This is a genomic window from Bacillus sp. S71 (genome assembly GCF_016625265.1).
In the GTDB taxonomy this organism is placed as follows: Bacteria; Bacillota; Bacilli; order Bacillales; family Bacillaceae_G; genus Bacillus_A; species Bacillus_A cereus.
Map to the genome: position 1 here is coordinate 163,756 of NZ_JACVUW010000010.1, position 15,909 is coordinate 179,664.

Below are 15,909 nucleotides of genomic sequence, written 5' to 3' on the forward strand. Positions count from 1 at the left end.
TCCTCACTTTCCATGAAATATAATTTCTATATAACTAGAAATTAATAAAATTGTTATACATACATTAATAACCCGAAAGACACCGGGCTGGCGGCTCGCAGCTATTTGTTTTCGTTCACACAGTGTATGTGTCATGAAATTCGTGTAAAATATAACAAGAAGTGCGAATGCGACAAAAACAACTGTTATAAGTGTCATGAGGCGAGACCTCCTTTTGGCTAAAATACATATACATATATTGTATCACACGATATTTTGTTCGTGTTACAAAATTCAGAAATAGAAGACTTTGTGTTAGAAAGTGAGGGAGAAAATGGACGTTGTTAGAAGATTAGAACAAGCTGAATACTACGTAGACCTACTATTTAAAATGATTGATGAAGAGAAGTGTCCATTTTATTCTTTGATCATAAAGAAAAAAGCTCGTAAAAAAGATATTGAACGTATACTAAATCTTTGTGAAAAACTGAACGAGCAATATGTAGTGGAGAAAGCAGAAGGGCTTCTTTTGTTCGATGCGCTGTTAGATAAATTTGAAAAAGCGCTTCCACATCAGCTCGAAGTACACGAAACTGCGGAAGCGCTAGCAAAACAAGGTTTATTTAAGCCGCTTATGAATGAATTCTTAAGCATGATTGCGAAAAAATAAATAGATTATTTCTTAACTAACTTTTGATCGGATTCTGTAAAGTTCTCTTCAATATCTTCTAATGATTTCTCAAAAATATCGATAAAGTCTTGTCCGTAAATATTACGCAGGATTGCAATCAGTTCGATATTTTCTGGGAACTTCCCATAAAAATTACGAAGTGCAAGAGCCCCATTAAACACTGAATTATTTTCAGGATCATACTCCTCCATTAAGCGAAGTAGTAATTCTTCCCCTTTGTCTGTAATTTCAATGTACGTATTTCGTTTATCATCTTCCTTTTTTGAGAATACAAGATAGCCGCGTTCTTCCAGCTTTTTCGAGAAGTTAAACGCCGTTGATACGTGCATAACTCCAAACTTAGCAATCTCAGAAATAGAAGCCCCTTTTAAATGATAAGCGATTGTTAAAATATGATGTTCATTAATATTTAAATCGTAAGGTTTAATCCACTGCTGCCAATCTTTCTCTACACATTTCCATAACGCTTTCGATAATTGAGCAATGCGTTGGCTGAAAATCATCGCTTCTTTTACCGAGTAATCTTTTTCTCCACTTTTCATTTACTCACCCACTTTAACATTCTTTTTCATTACTATCTATTATGCCAGTAAAATAAAAATTAATAAAGTCTTTTTGTAAGAATTGTGAAAATTTTTTAACAAAATGACATTCTATACAAATCATGCATAACTATGGAAGCGTTTTATGAGTCATGAATACATGCGTTGTCCTTACATGTTAATTGATAACATATATTGTAAATGCATAAAAACACGGCATATCTATACGATATGCCGTGTCAAGGTCAATTTATATAAAAAATATTTGTTATATGCAAAAAACTAAGCAGGAATTTGTTTACGCTTTTTCTGGAACAGCTTCTTGCAGTTTCTCAATTGACTTTTGGATGTCCAAAATTTCTTTCTCAATATGGCGCTTGTTTTGAGAAATATCTTGTTTCCAGTTAGAAAGCGTGTCTTGCATGTCATCTTTTAGTTCTTGAAACACTTCTTTACCTTCTGAAGCAGTTTCAACAATTTGACGCTTTAATAATTTCGTATCAGCTGTAATATCAGCTAAAGTCTTTTTAATATCATTTCCTTTTTCTTTTAACTTGCCGCGCATGTCTTTACCAGAAGAAGGAGTTGAGAAAAGAACGGCTAGTCCAGCAACTGCTCCCCCGCAAATAACACCTGTAATAAAGGATTTAGCTTTTGACATAAAAGGAGACCTCCTTATTTTTTGTTCGTATTCATGATGTAAAACAATATGCATATCTTTCTTATATGTGCTATGCACAAACAATCATCCCTGAGCATTTTAAGTGAAGAAACAAGCCATGCGGAATTTGATGACTTCAGGGAAGTGGCTTGTTATGTATTACGCCTTCTTATAGTGTCATTATTTCACACTATTTGCAATTGTACTTGCGATGTTTTGTAAATTTTCCATAGTGTATTCATTTTGGTGTGATTTCCAAACAGCACCGAAACCATCTTTTTCACCGTAGCGTGGAATTAAATGAAGGTGGAAGTGGAACACAGTTTGTCCAGCTTTTTCACCGTTATTGTTAAGTAGGTTAAAGCCAACTGGATTAAACTCTGCTTTAATCGCATTTGCGATTTTTGGAACGACAGAAAAAATGTGTGATGCGATTTCTGGCGTTAACGCAAAAATGTCTTGTTTGTGAACTTTCGGAATAACAAGAGTATGTCCTTTTGTTACTTGACTAATATCTAAAAATGCAAGCACATGTTCATCTTCGTATACTTTTGAGCAAGGGATTTGCCCGTCAATGATTTTACAAAAAATACAATTGTCTGCTGTATGATTCATTGATCTCATCCTTTCAAATATCCTTAGCCGTATTTTACCATAATTACATAAGAGAACAAACACGAAAAACAGGAAGCTGACTCAGCTTCCTGTTTTCTGAAGAGGGATTGAAAAAGCATTATCGTAATTTACGTTTCGCAGACACCTCATTTATTTAAGAAATGCACGGTAAATCGGCTAAAGTTTCTGCCGTAGACACCCCATTTTCAAGTGAAATGAATTGCAATCTTTTTTAAAATGAAATTGTTTATTTTTTAAAACAGTATATGCTCTTTCAGAGACACCCCGTTTCGAAAATGAAACAAATAATCTGGTTATGTGTAAATTTCATTGTCCAACATGGACACCCCATTTCATGATGACTTCACTATGTTGTTGTACTCATCAATTGGTGGTTGCTTTTTCAATGTGTTCCTTCTTCACTAATTATGATGTCCGCTTTCGGGAAAATATATGCTAATAAATTTAAAATTTTTTTTTGAGTACATGGATACTATGTAGTACAGCATAATTTTTGGTAAGATGAATATAGAATGAATACTAATGAAGAAAGTGGTGTCGTATGAGCGAGTTATTGCGTGTAGAAAATGTTACAGGAGGATATACGAAACGACCTGTATTAAAAGATGTTTCGTTCTCTGTTAATAAAGGCGAACTTGTCGGCTTAATCGGTTTAAATGGAGCTGGTAAAAGTACGACGATTAAACATATTATCGGTTTAATGGAACCGAAAAAAGGAACTGTCACAATTAATGGGAAAACAATTCGTGATGATATGACAGCGTACCGTTCTAGTTTTTCGTTCATCCCAGAAACACCTGTATTATATGATGAGCTAACGCTAGAAGAACATTTGAAGCTAACAGCGATGGCGTACGGTGTCGATGAAAAACAATATGAAGAACGTGTAGGACAACTATTACAAGAATTTCGCATGAAAAATCGTTTGAAATGGTTTCCGTCTCATTTCTCAAAAGGGATGAAACAAAAAGTAATGATTATGAGTGCATTTTTAGTGGAACCATCTCTTTACATTGTGGACGAACCTTTCGTAGGGCTTGATCCGTTAGCGATTCAATCACTTCTTCAAATGATGGATCAAATGAAAAAGAGTGGAGCCGGTATTTTAATGAGCACACATATTTTAGCGACGGCAGAGCGTTATTGTGATTCGTTCATTATTCTGCATCAAGGTGAAGTAAGAGCGAAGGGAACATTAGCTGAACTACAATCACAGTTTAATATGCCGGGTGCAACGTTAGATGATATTTATATTGCATTAACGAAGGAAGAAGACTATGAATAGCACAGCATTATGGAAAGAACGATTTCGTCACTTTCTAAAAGAAGTTCGTACATATAGTAAATACGTATTTAATGATCATTTGAAATTTATTTTTGTATTTATCATCGGCGCAGGAGCGTATTATTACCAGCAATGGTTACAAACGTTAACACCTTCGTTTCCGACAGCGCTTTTTATGGCAGTGTTGCTTGGACTCGTATTAACGGCCGGATCGATACAAACGTTATTAAAAGAAGCAGATCTTGTTTACTTACTGCCAGTAGAAGAAAAATTAAAACCTTATTTCACAAAGGCATTTCTCTTTACATTTATGATTCAGTTATACATAATCGCAATCGTAGCAGCTGCGCTTGCTCCGTTATACTTCCAACAAATGAAGCAAACAGGTGCTGGCTACATATGGATTGTCCTCGCATTTGTCATTATAAAAGCGTGGAATTTATTCGTCGCGTGGGAAAAATCATTTTTAACAGATCAAAATATACAAAGGGCTGATTGGTTTATTCGTTTTATCTTAAACGGTTTATTTGTATATTTCCTTGTAGAACGTAATTCAGTTCTTGTTATTGGCGGAATCGTTCTGCTCATGGTATTATATCTTGCTATCATGCATCAGATGGTCAAAGGAAAGCCGCTAAACTGGGAGTATTTAATTTCTGAAGAAGGTAAGAAGATGATGCTGCTGTACCGCATCGCGAACATGTTCGTTGATGTACCAGCATTAAAAGAAAGAGTATCTCGCCGAAAATGGCTGGATTTCATTCTGTCGATAATCGGCGAAAAGCGTACATATTTATACTTATATACGAGAACATTTTTAAGATCAGGTAACTATTTTGGATTATATGTGCGTCTGCTCGCTCTTGGCGGAGTTATTCTTTACTTCATTCCATTTTTATATGGACGATTTATCGTAAGTTTTATTTTCCTATACTTAATCGGTTATCAGCTATTAACTTTATGGAAACATCACCGCATGAAAATTTGGCTTGATTTGTATCCAGTAAAGGTAGATGAAAAGAAGAAAGATTTTCTTACTTTATTAAATGCGATTCTAATCATCGGGAGTATAATCTTTACAGTTATATTTGCACTTGCGACGAAAGATTTCATGATGACGGGAATTTTATTAGTCGTAAGCATAATATTTAGTATCGGTTTCGTTTATCAATACGGGGCGAAACGTATTGAGCGTTTAAATTGAAGGGAATGAACCTATGATTACATACGAAGAGAAGGTTATAAAAGAATTGGAGCAGTGGAAAGCTACATTCATGAAAGATTCTTCTATGATGACACGGTTCTCAAAGAAAGTGCAGACGAAAGTACAACAGCTTATTCCGGCGAAAGTGCAAAAAGTATTAACAGAAACGATTCGGATGATGGTACAAACAATTAGTGCCGGATCAAACTTTATAAAGCCGAAATTAAAAGAGACGAACTGGTCATTGCAAAGACGAGACGATGAAGTACGTAAAAAAATGGATGAGTACAAAAAAATAGCAGCGGCAGAAGGAGCAGGGACGGGAGCAGGCGGTATTCTCCTTGGCCTTGCTGACTTTCCGCTTTTGCTCGGCATTAAAATTAAATTTTTATTCGATGCAGCAACATTGTACGGATTTGATACGAGCGACAAAGAAGAGCGCCTTTTTATCCTTCACGTTTTCCAGCTTGCCTTTTCAAGTGACGACCACCGAAAAGAAATATGGAAAGCCATCGAAACGTGGGATACAGAAGAAGAAAATCATATGGACTGGGAAAAGTTCCAAACAGAGTACCGAGACTATATCGATTTAGCAAAAATGCTTCAGCTCGTACCAATAATCGGTGCCCCGGTCGGCGCGTATGCGAACTATCAATTACTGCAAAGACTTGGGGAAGTAACGATGAATTGTTATCGTATGCGGTTGCTGAATAGGGATTAAAAAGAAGGCGTCCTACATGTGTAATGTAGGACGCCTTTTCTTAGAAGCTAAGTCCGATATAGCTAACTCCAACTATAATCAATACGATAAAAAGTACAATGATTAATGAAAATCCGCTCTTACCAGCTTTTCCCGCTTCACCGCCGCCATTACCACCAAGTCCCATATGATATCCTCCTTATTGCTATATATTGCTTTTACTTTATAACTTTCTGTATTTTCCAATAAACACCTTCTGTAGTGCTAACTAAATTGAAAATCATTTCGTTTTGTTTTATAATTTATTTACCGACCGGTAAGTAAAAATAAGTGAGGTACAATATGACGAAGAATTTACAAACATCGCAGAACATTGTAGAGGCATCGTTTAAACTTATGGCAGAACACGGCATTGAGAAGATGAGTCTTTCCATGATTGCGAAAGAGGTAGGTATTTCAAAACCGGCTATTTACTATCATTTTTCTTCTAAAGAAGCGTTAGTTGATTTTTTATTTGAAGAGATTTTTTCTGATTATCATTTTGCAAATTACTTCGATAAAGAGCAGTATACGAAAGAAAACTTTGCAGAAAAGCTAATCGCAGATGGTTTACATATGCTCTCTGAGTATGAAGGGCAAGAAGGAATACTACGCGTTATCAATGAATTTATCGTAACTGCATCGCGAAATGAAAAGTACCAGAAACGTTTATTTGAAATACAAGAGGATTTCTTACATGGTTTCCACGATTTATTGAAGAAAGGCGCGAGACTGGGCGTTGTGTCACAACATGAAACGGAAGAAAATGCTCATACGCTAGCGCTTGTGATCGATAATATGAGCAACTATATGCTCATGGGATTCCATTTAAAGTATAAAGAAATTTGGATTCGAAATGTGAAAAACGTCATGAAGGAGGAGTAAAGATGAAAATGCAAAAAAACTGGTGGCTCGGTTTTCTTGGATTTATTGGGATTTATAAAATACCAGGTATGATTGAAGCTTTTCAAGCGGATGGAAGTTGGATGAAGTTAATCGGTTTCATTTGGTTACTTTGGTTCGGATATTTTATTCCTGAGAAGAAAGAAGATTAAATTTCAATTTTCTGTAAAGTTATGTAAAATGTAGATTAAGAGTATTCATATATTAGATTACTAGATTTGGAGTGGTTACATGGATCCATTGAAAAATGAAATTCACCCTGACATGGTCAAGGTGTGGAAAGTTCGTGCTGTAATTGAAGAAGGGATCGGTATACTCGTCATTTTAGCTTACCTTTTCCTCATGATAAAGTTTGATTGGTGGGCGTGGATTTTGTATGTAATGATTGGGCTGACAGTTGTGTTCGCACCATTTTCGTACTTCTTATTCCCGAAACTACGTCAACGTTATTACAGCTACCAACTAAATGAAGAAGAGCTTGAAATTCAGCATGGTCTTTTTGTCGTAAAGCGCGTATTAGTACCGATGATTCGTGTGCAGCACGTAACGATTGAACAAGGACCAATTATGAGAAAATATGGCTTAGCAGAATTACACATTTCAACAGCAGCAACTTCTCATAGCATCCCAGGCTTAACGATGTATGAAGCAGAAATGTTGAAAACGAAAATCGCAGAATTAGCGAAAGTGAGTGATGAGGATGTATAAGAGGCAGCATCCAATCACGATGTTATTAGAATTAAAAATAACAGATTTTATACCACTCATTATTTTCATGTTTAGCTTAAACGGAAAATTCCCGTTTTGGTATTTAATTCCCGCGGCATTTGGTTTACTCACCGTTTTTTCAGCATTTGAAAAATGGTATTACACAACATATTGGGTTGAAAATAACGTATTACATGTGAAAAAAGGTCTCTTCGTGAAAAAGGAGAGCTACTTAAATAAAGAACGTGTTCAAACGATTAATACAAGTTCTAACGTGCTCTATCAAATGCTCGGTTTAAAGAAAATTCAAATCGAAACAGCTGGTGGGGGCGATGAAGCAGAAGTTAGCTTAGCTGGTATTACGGCAGAAGAAGCGGCGGAGCTTATTACTTTGCTAAATGAGCCAACTCCAGAAGTGAAAGCAGAAGGAACGTTAGACGAAGCAACAGAAAATGTAGTAGAAAAAGAAATTGTTACAGAAGAAAAACAAGCGACAGAATATAAATTAACTTGGAAAGAGATTTTATTAGCATCTGTTACATCTGGTCAATTTGGACTATTATTCTCTTTAATCTTTTTCGTCTATCACCAAGTAGATGAGTACATTCCGAAATGGATAGAGAATGGCGTAAAGTCGTATGTAATGGAACATGATATATATGGCTGGATTTTCATGGTAGCCATGTTACTCGTTCTTTCTTGGATTATATCTACAATCGGTTACGCGTTAAAACATGGCGATTTCACAGTGAATCGAAGAAATGACGAAGTTCGCATTTCGCAAGGATTACTTGAGAAAAAAGAGCTCGTACTAAAATTGCATCGTATTCAAGGTATTACGATAAAAGAAAGTATTTTACGCCAACCATTCGGTTATTGTGCTGTGCAAGTAGAAGTGATTCAAAGTAAAGGAATGGGTGACGAAAAAGAAAAGGTTACACTGCACCCAATCATTCGAAAAGATCGAGTACAACAGTTACTCGCCCATTTACAATTACCATACGAACTGAATGCAAACATTATTGCATTACCAAAAGCAGCATTGCGCCGTTATCTCATTGATAGTTTTATCTTTTTCGCTATGCTCGCAATCCCGCTTACTGGAATAAGTATATACTCTGAAAAGCACTTCATCATGTGGGCATTAATTCCGCTCGCGATCCTCATCTTTACACTTGGATACGCAACATTTAAAACAAATGGTTACAGTGTTAACGGAGAACAAATTACACTTGTCTATCGTAGCGTCGGAAAATATACAGGACTTATTAGAAGAAGACATGTCCAATCAATGGAGAAGACACAATCATATTTCCAGCGCCGAGCGGATTTATGTACGTATAAGTTTTCTAGTGCATCATCTAGTTACAAATTAGAGCATACGAGAGTAGAAGATGCGGAGAGAATGCAGGATTGGTATAAGAAGAGAATCAGTGAGGAATAATTTGAGAAAGCTTGCCTATTCTGAAGGGCAAGCTTTTTTGTTATAGGGAAAAGAGTCGTTTAATCCATATATTAGTACAACTACAGCACACATGTATCAATACGTATGCAAAAAGGAGTATGCTTCTATTTCAGGGAAATCTGTGGAATTTTTGATATAAATGGTATACTAAAATATAAATAGTATTAGGAGGTTATATATGATAAGTCAGTTGAAAAGAGAAGCACTTGATGCATTAAAAGGAAGATGGGGATTAGCGGTAGGGGCAACTTTATTAATTGGAATCCTTATTGGAGCTGTTGAAATGCTAACAACAGGTATTTTCTCGATATTTTGGGGTTGGGAAGAGGCAAGTGATTCACTTACAGTAAGTATTATAGTAATGCTTGTTATTGGTCCATTAACAATAGGTGCCTATTATCTTGTTTTAAATGCAATTCGTGGGACTGATGCTCGCATTGGTCATATATTTAGATGGTTTAGCGATGGAAGTAAGTTGATGAAGTCGTTTTTAACATATTTACTAATGTATGTATACTTGACTCTATGGACATTGCTTCTTATTATTCCAGGTATTATTAAATCATTTTCTTATTCTATGACATATTTTATTTTGAATGATCATCCAGAATATACAGCGAATCAAGCGATTACTGAGAGTCGTCATATGATGAATGGACATAAAATGGATTACTTTTTACTATGCTTAAGTTTCTTAGGCTGGTTCATATTAAGTATTCTTACTATAGGAATCGGTTTCTTATGGTTAGCACCGTATTTCTACGCGACATCAGCCGCATTTTATGAAGAGGTTTCAAAAGAATATTATAAAAAAGAAGGCACTACTTTCTAATAACCACTTATCCCCTAAAGAATATAGGGCACAGATAGTTTAGATGTTCTGTTTAGGGGGGATTTCAGGATAAGGTATAGGTTTTTATATAAAAATTATGCCCTCTATGTTTTAGCATAGAGGGCTATTTTTTTTTTGGTGAAAGTAATGAATAATATATGTGAAACAAAAAAAGTGAGGTGAATGAGAGTGAGCAAATTTTTAATACCGTATTCGTTTTCTATATTAAGTTTCTTTATTTCAGTAACGGCACTTGATTTATATGATAGGATGGGAAACAATAGTGAGCTGGTTTCGCCGAACGTAATCGGTAAGATAATTCAATCTACTGCGCAAATGGGAGTCCTTACATTATATTTCGGAGTACCTATCATTTTAGGTGGCTGTCTACTTGGTGAGCTATTGTTTAGAGGTATCATTTTACGATTTAAACTAAGCTATATTCTATCTTTATTATTATATTTACTTTTAGCTTTTAGTATTGTTTCTGTAACGATTGGAATTCCAACTACATATGAGGATTCTAATACTACTTTCATAGTAATAACTATGATTTGCGCTGTTACATTCTTTATGGGCCGGAATATATGGGAGAAAAAAGAAATGAATAATGGAGTAACAGAATGAAATATACATGTCCGTGCTGCGGGTATAGAACAATAGAAGAAGAACCACCAGGTACATATGAAATTTGTAATATATGTTACTGGGAAGATGATGAGGTACAGTTTAACGATCCTGACTTTGAAGGCGGGGCAAATGAAGTCTCGTTAAGACAAGCACAGAAAAACTTCATTGCATTTGGTGCTTGCGAGGAATGTTTTGTGAAATCAGTTAGAAAGCCGACTAGCGAAGATATGAAGGATACTAGTTGGAAGCAAATTAGTTAAATAGATTTAAATAAAAATGTTATTACTCGATGTAACAAGAGTAATAACATTTTTTTATGTAATGATGAAAGAATTAACGGCGTCTTATAAGGTAAAATAATAAAGATGATAACGTAATAGGTAGGCCTGTTTCCAAAAAGGCTTCTAAATTAAAGGATAGAAAATATCGGTCGTTAAACAACATAAAGAAGAAATGATTGTAGGAAATACCTAACACTATAAATAAAGGAATACCGATTTTCAATTCGTGACTTCCTTTTATTTTTCTATAACAAAATTCGCCTATTAAACAACCGATAAGAACAGGAATACTTCCAAGAATTGAAAGCATAATAATAGATACCCAAATCGGCCCCCATGAATCCGCATAATTTGGAACGCTTGTATACTGTAAAACATTCACAATGATAGAAAAAACAGTAAGCATATTAAATAACTAATAGAAAATTTTTTCAATGGAATCATCCTTATAAAATTTCACTTTATTTTTATGAAAATATAAACCTCTTTAAATTATAGATTAGATGTATAAGGATAATCAATTTTTATACATTTCGTGTTTATGGATATATTTTCGATGAATATAAAAGTATAGATGTATAGTCAATGTTATGTATTTGATGTTATCATATTGAATGATATGGAAATTTTTAATAGAATAAGTAACTAAAATTTCAAAGGTAATGCAGCTTTTGTTGTATAAAGAAAATACTTAGTAGTAATCAACAATATTAAAAATAAGATTCGTATTTATATAAATTTAGTAGAAATGGGGTTTTAAAAAGGAATGAGTATCAGCATAACGCGGCAAAAGATTTTGGCGGCCGCTTCTCAAATTGTGCAATGTAAAGGGGTTGCTAAATTAACCTTAGAAGCAGTGGCAAAAGAGGCGGGTGTAAGTAAAGGTGGATTATTGTATCACTTTGCAAATAAAGAAGCTTTAATAGAAGGTATGATAGTCAGAGGGATAGAGGATAATGAGGGCGCTATTTACAATAAAGTAGCGGAAGACTCAGAGAGGAAAGGGAGATGGGTTCGCTCTTTTGTAGAGGAAAGATTAAGTAATGAGAGAAGAACAGAAGAGTTGTCTAGTAGTATGATGGCAGCATTCATGTTAAAACCTGAATTACTTGAGCCATTACAACAATCATTTCAGCAACTGCAAAAGAATATAGAAAACGATGAGATAGATTCAGTTTGTGCAACAATTATTAGATTAGCAGCAGATGGATTATGGTATTCGGAATATTTAGGGGTTGGCAGACTAAGCCCCGAGTTAAGAGAAAAAGTGATTCAAGCTCTTATTAGTAATTCATATAAATAGAATATACGAACTATATAATGCGAAAACAATTCACCATTACTTATTTAATGTAGTGGTGAATTGTTTTTTTTATTAGAAAAATAGAACAATTTTATAGAGTATTGAATTATAACCGTCCAGACGGTATAGTAATATTTGGTTTAAGAGGAAAATGAAACAAAAAAAGAATAAAAGATATTTTTAGCACACTATTCGAAAGGATAGGCCGCAAAGCTTAGAGTCTACGGTAATACATATTGGTTACTAAGATCGTCTGGTTGCACATTTTTGATGCAACCGGACGGTCTTTTTTTGTTATATAAATATAAAAAATAGGAGGGAACTATGCAAATGAAAAGTACTAAAAGACATATTTCAATGGTTTCATTAGTTTTTCTAGTATTATTTTCAGTGCTGAATGTGTGGGCTCCAGTTATTCAAGCTGCTGTGATGAAAAGCCCAGTGGACGAAATTAATATTTCCCGTACTGATGGCACGACATCTGAACCGTATCAAGCCTCAGATGGTATGAAAGTAGAAGTGAAGTGGTCAGCTAAAGAAAAAATAAAAAGTGGAGATCAATTCACAATTGATATGCCAAAAGAGTTTCGAAAAGACCTTATGAATATGAGTTTTCCTTTAAAAGATGCTGAAGGAAAAACAGTTGGTACATGTGAGATGAAAAAGGGTCTATTAACGTGTACTATGGGTGATTACGTAGAAGGAAAGAATAACATTAAAGGTTCTTTATTCGTAGAATTCTACTTTGGTCTAGAAGCATATGATGGTGTTAAAGAAATTCCATTAGAATTTAACGTTGATGGTCAAATCGTCAATAAAGAAGTAAATGTAAGTAATACGACAGAGAGACCGAAGCCACAGCCCAATACAGATAATCTATTGAAATGGGGTTCTTATAATCAAGAAGATCCTTCGATTGCTGATTGGCTTGTATACGTAAATGCAACTGGAACAGAAATGCAAGATCTAAAATTAACAGATACATTAGGACCTGGGCATGAGTTAATTACAGACAGCGTAGTATTAGAAGAGGCTGTATTTGAAGATGGTTATGCACCAACAAATATTAAGCCAGCAGATTTATCTAACATTAAAATTAATGCAACAAAGGCTGGATTTACAATTGAGTTTCCAGACAGTTCAAAAGGTTATATTTTAAGATATAAAACAAAGATTACTAATCCTGCTGCAAAGCCTCATAAAAATACTGTGAAATTAGAAGGTAAAAATATTAAAACTGAAGAAAAAGTAGGACAAGTATTCGTAAGTGGTGGAGGGGGAACCGGTTCAGGTGACGATAATCCACCTAGTATTGAAAAAAATATAGTTGATGAGAATGGCAAGCTTGTAGAGAATGAGCAGCTAACACAAATGGATCAAGTGATTCAATACCAAGTTGGTACACATATACCGAACGATCCTCCTAAATACACATCAATGGTAATTAGTGATGATTTAGAAGATGTTTTAGAAGTATTAGAGGCAAAAGTGTATGATCAAAATGGCCAAGATATTACTTCTAAAGGGACGTTAAAGATAGATAAGCAAAGAAGTGAAGTAACATTTACGTTTGGTGAGAATTTTGACTATAAGTCATATGAAGACCAGATAATTAATCTTAGTATCAAGGCGAAAATTAAAAATAATGCAGACTTATCTTCTTACGTAGATAAGAAGATTCCTAATAAAGCGGAATTACATTTTGATGATAAAACATTAACATCAAAAGAAGTAACTATTACGCCGCCTGAAGCTCCAAAAGATGGTACAGTATCGCTTCATAAAATAGATTCTGAGAATCCGAACAAAGGGTTAAAAGGTGCCGAATTTGAAGTTCGAAATAGTGCAAATGAAGTTGTTGCAAAACTGAAAACGGACGAAAAAGGTTTTTCAGTACCTCAAACTTTAGCTCCTGGGACGTATAAAGTTTATGAAACAGTAGCGCCAGAAGGATATCAAAAATTAACAAGCCCAGTAGAGATTACACTTCAAGCTGGAGAAACAAAAACAATTGAAATTAAAAATACTATGCAAAAGGGTCAAATTGAAGTAAAGAAAATTGATTCGGAAAATGGTGAAAAACCATTAGCAAATGCAGAGTTTGATATAGTAAAAGACGGTGTAGTAGTCGAACATATTGTTACAGATAAAGATGGTAAGGCAATCTCTAAACCGTTAGCACCAGGAAAATATATTTTAAAAGAAACGAAAGCACCTGAAGGCTACCAATTAAAAGAAACAGAGTTCGAAGTAAATGTAACAGGGGACGGCATATTCCCAATACAAGTGGAAAATGCAATGGTAGACAAAGGTAATATAGAAATTACAAAAGTGGACAAAGAAAACGGGGCAGTATTAGCGGGTGTCGAATTTGAAGTCCAAGATGAGAAAGATGAAGTAGTAAGAAAAGTAGTAACAGATAAAGATGGAAAAGCAAATGTTTCAGATCTATCAGTAGGAAAGTACAAATTAGTAGAGGCGAAAAGCTTACTGGGTTATAAAAAGCTAACAGAACCAGTACCATTTGAAATAAAAAAAGGTATGACAAAAGCTTTAGCAATAAAAGTAGAAAATGAGCAGTTAGACAAAGGCTCAGTAGAAATTACAAAAATAGATAAAGATAGTCAACAAGTATTAGAAGGCGTAGTCTTCGAAGTGCAAGATGAGCAAGGCAAAGTAGTAACAGAAGTAAAAACAGATAAAGATGGTAAAGCAAAAATCTCAGATTTATCAGTAGGAAAGTACAAATTAGTAGAGACGAAAAGTTTACCTGGCTACAAAAAGCTAACAGAACCAGTATCATTCGAAATTACAAAAGGTATGACAACAGTCCTATCATTGAAAGTAGAAAATGAACAGTTAGATAAAGGTTCAGTAGAAATTACAAAAGTAGATAAAGACAACAAAAAAGCATTAAAAGGCGTAGTCTTTGAAGTGCAAGATGAAGCTGGAACAGTAGTAAAGGAAGTAAAAACAGATAAAGATGGTAAAGCAAAAATCTCAGATCTATCAGTAGGAAAGTACAAATTAGTAGAGAAAGAAAGTTTACCAGGCTATAAGAAACTAACAGATCCAGTATTATTTGAAATCAAAAAAGGCATGACTGAAGTTCTATCATTAAAAATAGAAAATGAAATGGTAGATACGGGAAATGTAGAGATAACAAAGATAGATAAAGATAATAAAGCACCGTTAGCGGGAGTAACATTCATCGTCCAAGATGAAAAGGGTAATGAAGTTACAAAAGTAACGACAGATAAAGATGGAAAAGCAAATGTTTCAGATTTACCTGTAGGAAAGTATGAATTAGTAGAGGTAGAAAGTTTGCCTGGTTATAAAAAACTAGAAAAACCAGTATCATTTGAAATCAAAAAAGGCATGACCGAGGTTCTATCATTAAAAGTAGAAAATGAAATGGTGAATACAGGGAATGTAGAGATAACAAAAATAGATAAAGATAGTAAAGCTCCATTAGAAAATGTTGTATTTGAAGTACGTGATTCAAAAGGAAAAGTAGTTGCGAAAGTAACGACGGATAAAGAAGGAAAAGCAAACGTTTCAGATTTACCTATTGGGAAGTATGAGTTGGTGGAAGTAGAAACACCGGCAGGATACAAACCACTAGAAAAGCCAGTTTCATTCGAAATTGAAAAGGGTAGAGTAACAGCGCTAAAGCTAACAGTAGAAAATGAATTAGTGGATACAGGAAATGTAGAAATTACAAAAGTAGATAAAGAAAATAAAGATGCTTTAGCTGATGCAGTATTTGAGATTCAAGATGCAGCAGGACAAGTAGTCGCTAAAATAACGACAGATAAAAAAGGACAAGCACAAGTTACTAATTTATCAGTCGGCACATACAAGTTAGTAGAAGTAAAGGCACCAAAAGGGTATAAACAATTAGTAGATCCGATTACTTTCCAAATTGAAAAAGGCATGACAAAATCTCTTGCTTTAACAGTAGAAAACGAAATGTTAGACAAGGGAAATGTGGAAGTAACAAAAGTAGATAAAGATAGTCAAAAAGTATTAGAAGGCGTAGTCTTCGAA

The 15,909-nt window shown here is 34.5% G+C and carries 18 protein-coding genes, 1 pseudogene and 1 riboswitch; of the genes and pseudogenes, 13 read left to right on the top strand and 6 right to left on the bottom strand.

Annotated features, from left to right (window positions below; translation table 11 throughout):
- Nucleotides 1–3 precede the first annotated feature (3 nt).
- Complete coding sequence (locus tag IBT51_RS20630; RefSeq protein ID WP_000172690.1) at nt 4–198, bottom strand: hypothetical protein; 195 nt, start codon at nt 196–198, stop codon at nt 4–6.
- 115 nt (nt 199–313) lie between these two features.
- Here IBT51_RS20630 and IBT51_RS20635 point away from each other — a divergent pair, with 115 nt between their 5' ends.
- Nucleotides 314–649, top strand: coding sequence for a DUF1878 family protein (locus tag IBT51_RS20635; RefSeq protein ID WP_064532789.1), 336 nt, complete (start codon nt 314–316; stop codon nt 647–649).
- A 5-nt stretch (nt 650–654) separates the two neighbouring features.
- Here IBT51_RS20635 and IBT51_RS20640 read toward each other — a convergent pair whose 3' ends face one another.
- The 3 genes from IBT51_RS20640 to IBT51_RS20650 form a co-directional block, all read right to left on the bottom strand.
- On the bottom strand, nt 655–1,212 hold the full coding sequence (locus IBT51_RS20640) for an HTH-type transcriptional regulator Hpr (protein WP_000834924.1): 558 nt from the start codon (nt 1,210–1,212) through the stop codon (nt 655–657).
- 298 nt (nt 1,213–1,510) lie between these two features.
- The gene (locus IBT51_RS20645) at nt 1,511–1,873 is read right to left on the bottom strand and encodes a YtxH domain-containing protein (RefSeq protein WP_000030302.1); all 363 of its coding nucleotides are present in this window, start codon (nt 1,871–1,873) and stop codon (nt 1,511–1,513) included.
- Nucleotides 1,874–2,053: 180 nt separating this feature from the next.
- On the bottom strand, nt 2,054–2,488 hold the full coding sequence (locus tag IBT51_RS20650) for an HIT family protein (RefSeq protein WP_001016835.1): 435 nt from the start codon (nt 2,486–2,488) through the stop codon (nt 2,054–2,056).
- Between the two features lie 562 nt (nt 2,489–3,050).
- Here IBT51_RS20650 and ecsA point away from each other — a divergent pair.
- From ecsA to ecsC, 3 genes are read left to right on the top strand one after another with little or no spacing between them, the layout of a single operon-like run.
- Complete coding sequence (gene ecsA / locus IBT51_RS20655; protein WP_053565078.1) at nt 3,051–3,794, top strand: ABC transporter ATP-binding protein EcsA; 744 nt, start codon at nt 3,051–3,053, stop codon at nt 3,792–3,794.
- Entirely contained in the window at nt 3,787–4,998 is a 1,212-nt protein-coding gene (gene ecsB, locus IBT51_RS20660; protein WP_200458619.1) for an ABC transporter permease EcsB, read from the top strand. Before ecsA ends, ecsB begins: the two co-directional genes overlap by 8 nt.
- A 13-nt stretch (nt 4,999–5,011) precedes the next feature.
- Nucleotides 5,012–5,719 carry an ecs operon protein EcsC gene (gene ecsC / locus IBT51_RS20665; protein ID WP_000634126.1) on the top strand — a complete coding sequence of 236 codons (708 nt, stop codon included), beginning with the start codon at nt 5,012–5,014 and terminating at the stop codon, nt 5,717–5,719.
- Nucleotides 5,720–5,759: 40 nt separating this feature from the next.
- Here the strand turns inward: ecsC and IBT51_RS20670 are convergent, their stop codons facing one another.
- Nucleotides 5,760–5,885 (bottom strand): YjcZ family sporulation protein, encoded by a 126-nt coding sequence (locus tag IBT51_RS20670; protein ID WP_144465833.1) that lies wholly within the window; start codon nt 5,883–5,885, stop codon nt 5,760–5,762.
- A gap of 155 nt (nt 5,886–6,040) precedes the next feature.
- On the opposite strand from IBT51_RS20670, the gene IBT51_RS20675 reads away from it, so the two are divergent.
- The 7 genes from IBT51_RS20675 to IBT51_RS20705 all read left to right on the top strand — a co-directional run bounded on the left by IBT51_RS20675 (nt 6,041) and on the right by IBT51_RS20705 (nt 10,535).
- Nucleotides 6,041–6,622 (top strand): TetR/AcrR family transcriptional regulator, encoded by a 582-nt coding sequence (locus tag IBT51_RS20675; RefSeq protein WP_016082590.1) that lies wholly within the window; start codon nt 6,041–6,043, stop codon nt 6,620–6,622.
- A gap of 2 nt (nt 6,623–6,624) precedes the next feature.
- Nucleotides 6,625–6,792, top strand: a complete 168-nt coding sequence (locus IBT51_RS20680; protein WP_000783808.1) for a hypothetical protein — start codon at nt 6,625–6,627, stop codon at nt 6,790–6,792.
- Nucleotides 6,793–6,871: 79 nt separating this feature from the next.
- Complete coding sequence (locus IBT51_RS20685) at nt 6,872–7,348, top strand: PH domain-containing protein (protein ID WP_000371358.1); 477 nt, start codon at nt 6,872–6,874, stop codon at nt 7,346–7,348.
- On the top strand, nt 7,341–8,792 hold the full coding sequence (locus IBT51_RS20690) for a PH domain-containing protein (protein WP_053565075.1): 1,452 nt from the start codon (nt 7,341–7,343) through the stop codon (nt 8,790–8,792). Before IBT51_RS20685 ends, IBT51_RS20690 begins: the two co-directional genes overlap by 8 nt.
- A gap of 199 nt (nt 8,793–8,991) precedes the next feature.
- Complete coding sequence (locus IBT51_RS20695) at nt 8,992–9,645, top strand: DUF975 family protein (protein ID WP_053565074.1); 654 nt, start codon at nt 8,992–8,994, stop codon at nt 9,643–9,645.
- Between the two features lie 183 nt (nt 9,646–9,828).
- Nucleotides 9,829–10,272, top strand: coding sequence for a hypothetical protein (locus IBT51_RS20700; RefSeq protein ID WP_200458618.1), 444 nt, complete (start codon nt 9,829–9,831; stop codon nt 10,270–10,272).
- Complete coding sequence (locus IBT51_RS20705) at nt 10,269–10,535, top strand: CPCC family cysteine-rich protein (RefSeq protein WP_069355171.1); 267 nt, start codon at nt 10,269–10,271, stop codon at nt 10,533–10,535. Before IBT51_RS20700 ends, IBT51_RS20705 begins: the two co-directional genes overlap by 4 nt.
- 73 nt (nt 10,536–10,608) lie before the next feature.
- Here the strand turns inward: IBT51_RS20705 and IBT51_RS20710 are convergent.
- A pseudogene (locus IBT51_RS20710) lies at nt 10,609–10,991 on the bottom strand (hypothetical protein).
- A gap of 331 nt (nt 10,992–11,322) precedes the next feature.
- Here IBT51_RS20710 and IBT51_RS20715 point away from each other — a divergent pair.
- On the top strand, nt 11,323–11,859 hold the full coding sequence (locus IBT51_RS20715; RefSeq protein ID WP_000028013.1) for a TetR/AcrR family transcriptional regulator: 537 nt from the start codon (nt 11,323–11,325) through the stop codon (nt 11,857–11,859).
- A 172-nt stretch (nt 11,860–12,031) separates the two neighbouring features.
- A riboswitch (cyclic di-GMP riboswitch) is annotated at nt 12,032–12,124 on the top strand.
- A gap of 59 nt (nt 12,125–12,183) precedes the next feature.
- Nucleotides 12,184–15,909: SpaA isopeptide-forming pilin-related protein (locus tag IBT51_RS20720; RefSeq protein ID WP_200458617.1), on the top strand; the 3,726-nt coding region annotated here is incomplete at its 3' end.

Coding starts and splice junctions, on each gene's coding strand:
- IBT51_RS20705 (WP_069355171.1), top strand. CDS start 10,269: ATGAAATATACATGTCCGTGCTGCGGGTATAGAACAATAGAAGAAGAA.
- IBT51_RS20700 (WP_200458618.1), top strand. CDS start 9,829: ATGAGAGTGAGCAAATTTTTAATACCGTATTCGTTTTCTATATTAAGT.
- IBT51_RS20640 (WP_000834924.1), bottom strand. CDS start 1,212: ATGAAAAGTGGAGAAAAAGATTACTCGGTAAAAGAAGCGATGATTTTC.
- IBT51_RS20685 (WP_000371358.1), top strand. CDS start 6,872: ATGGATCCATTGAAAAATGAAATTCACCCTGACATGGTCAAGGTGTGG.
- IBT51_RS20715 (WP_000028013.1), top strand. CDS start 11,323: ATGAGTATCAGCATAACGCGGCAAAAGATTTTGGCGGCCGCTTCTCAA.
- IBT51_RS20635 (WP_064532789.1), top strand. CDS start 314: ATGGACGTTGTTAGAAGATTAGAACAAGCTGAATACTACGTAGACCTA.
- ecsC (WP_000634126.1), top strand. CDS start 5,012: ATGATTACATACGAAGAGAAGGTTATAAAAGAATTGGAGCAGTGGAAA.
- IBT51_RS20645 (WP_000030302.1), bottom strand. CDS start 1,873: ATGTCAAAAGCTAAATCCTTTATTACAGGTGTTATTTGCGGGGGAGCA.
- ecsB (WP_200458619.1), top strand. CDS start 3,787: ATGAATAGCACAGCATTATGGAAAGAACGATTTCGTCACTTTCTAAAA.
- IBT51_RS20675 (WP_016082590.1), top strand. CDS start 6,041: ATGACGAAGAATTTACAAACATCGCAGAACATTGTAGAGGCATCGTTT.
- ecsA (WP_053565078.1), top strand. CDS start 3,051: ATGAGCGAGTTATTGCGTGTAGAAAATGTTACAGGAGGATATACGAAA.
- IBT51_RS20630 (WP_000172690.1), bottom strand. CDS start 198: ATGACACTTATAACAGTTGTTTTTGTCGCATTCGCACTTCTTGTTATA.
- IBT51_RS20680 (WP_000783808.1), top strand. CDS start 6,625: ATGAAAATGCAAAAAAACTGGTGGCTCGGTTTTCTTGGATTTATTGGG.
- IBT51_RS20695 (WP_053565074.1), top strand. CDS start 8,992: ATGATAAGTCAGTTGAAAAGAGAAGCACTTGATGCATTAAAAGGAAGA.
- IBT51_RS20650 (WP_001016835.1), bottom strand. CDS start 2,488: ATGAATCATACAGCAGACAATTGTATTTTTTGTAAAATCATTGACGGG.
- IBT51_RS20690 (WP_053565075.1), top strand. CDS start 7,341: ATGTATAAGAGGCAGCATCCAATCACGATGTTATTAGAATTAAAAATA.
- IBT51_RS20670 (WP_144465833.1), bottom strand. CDS start 5,885: ATGGGACTTGGTGGTAATGGCGGCGGTGAAGCGGGAAAAGCTGGTAAG.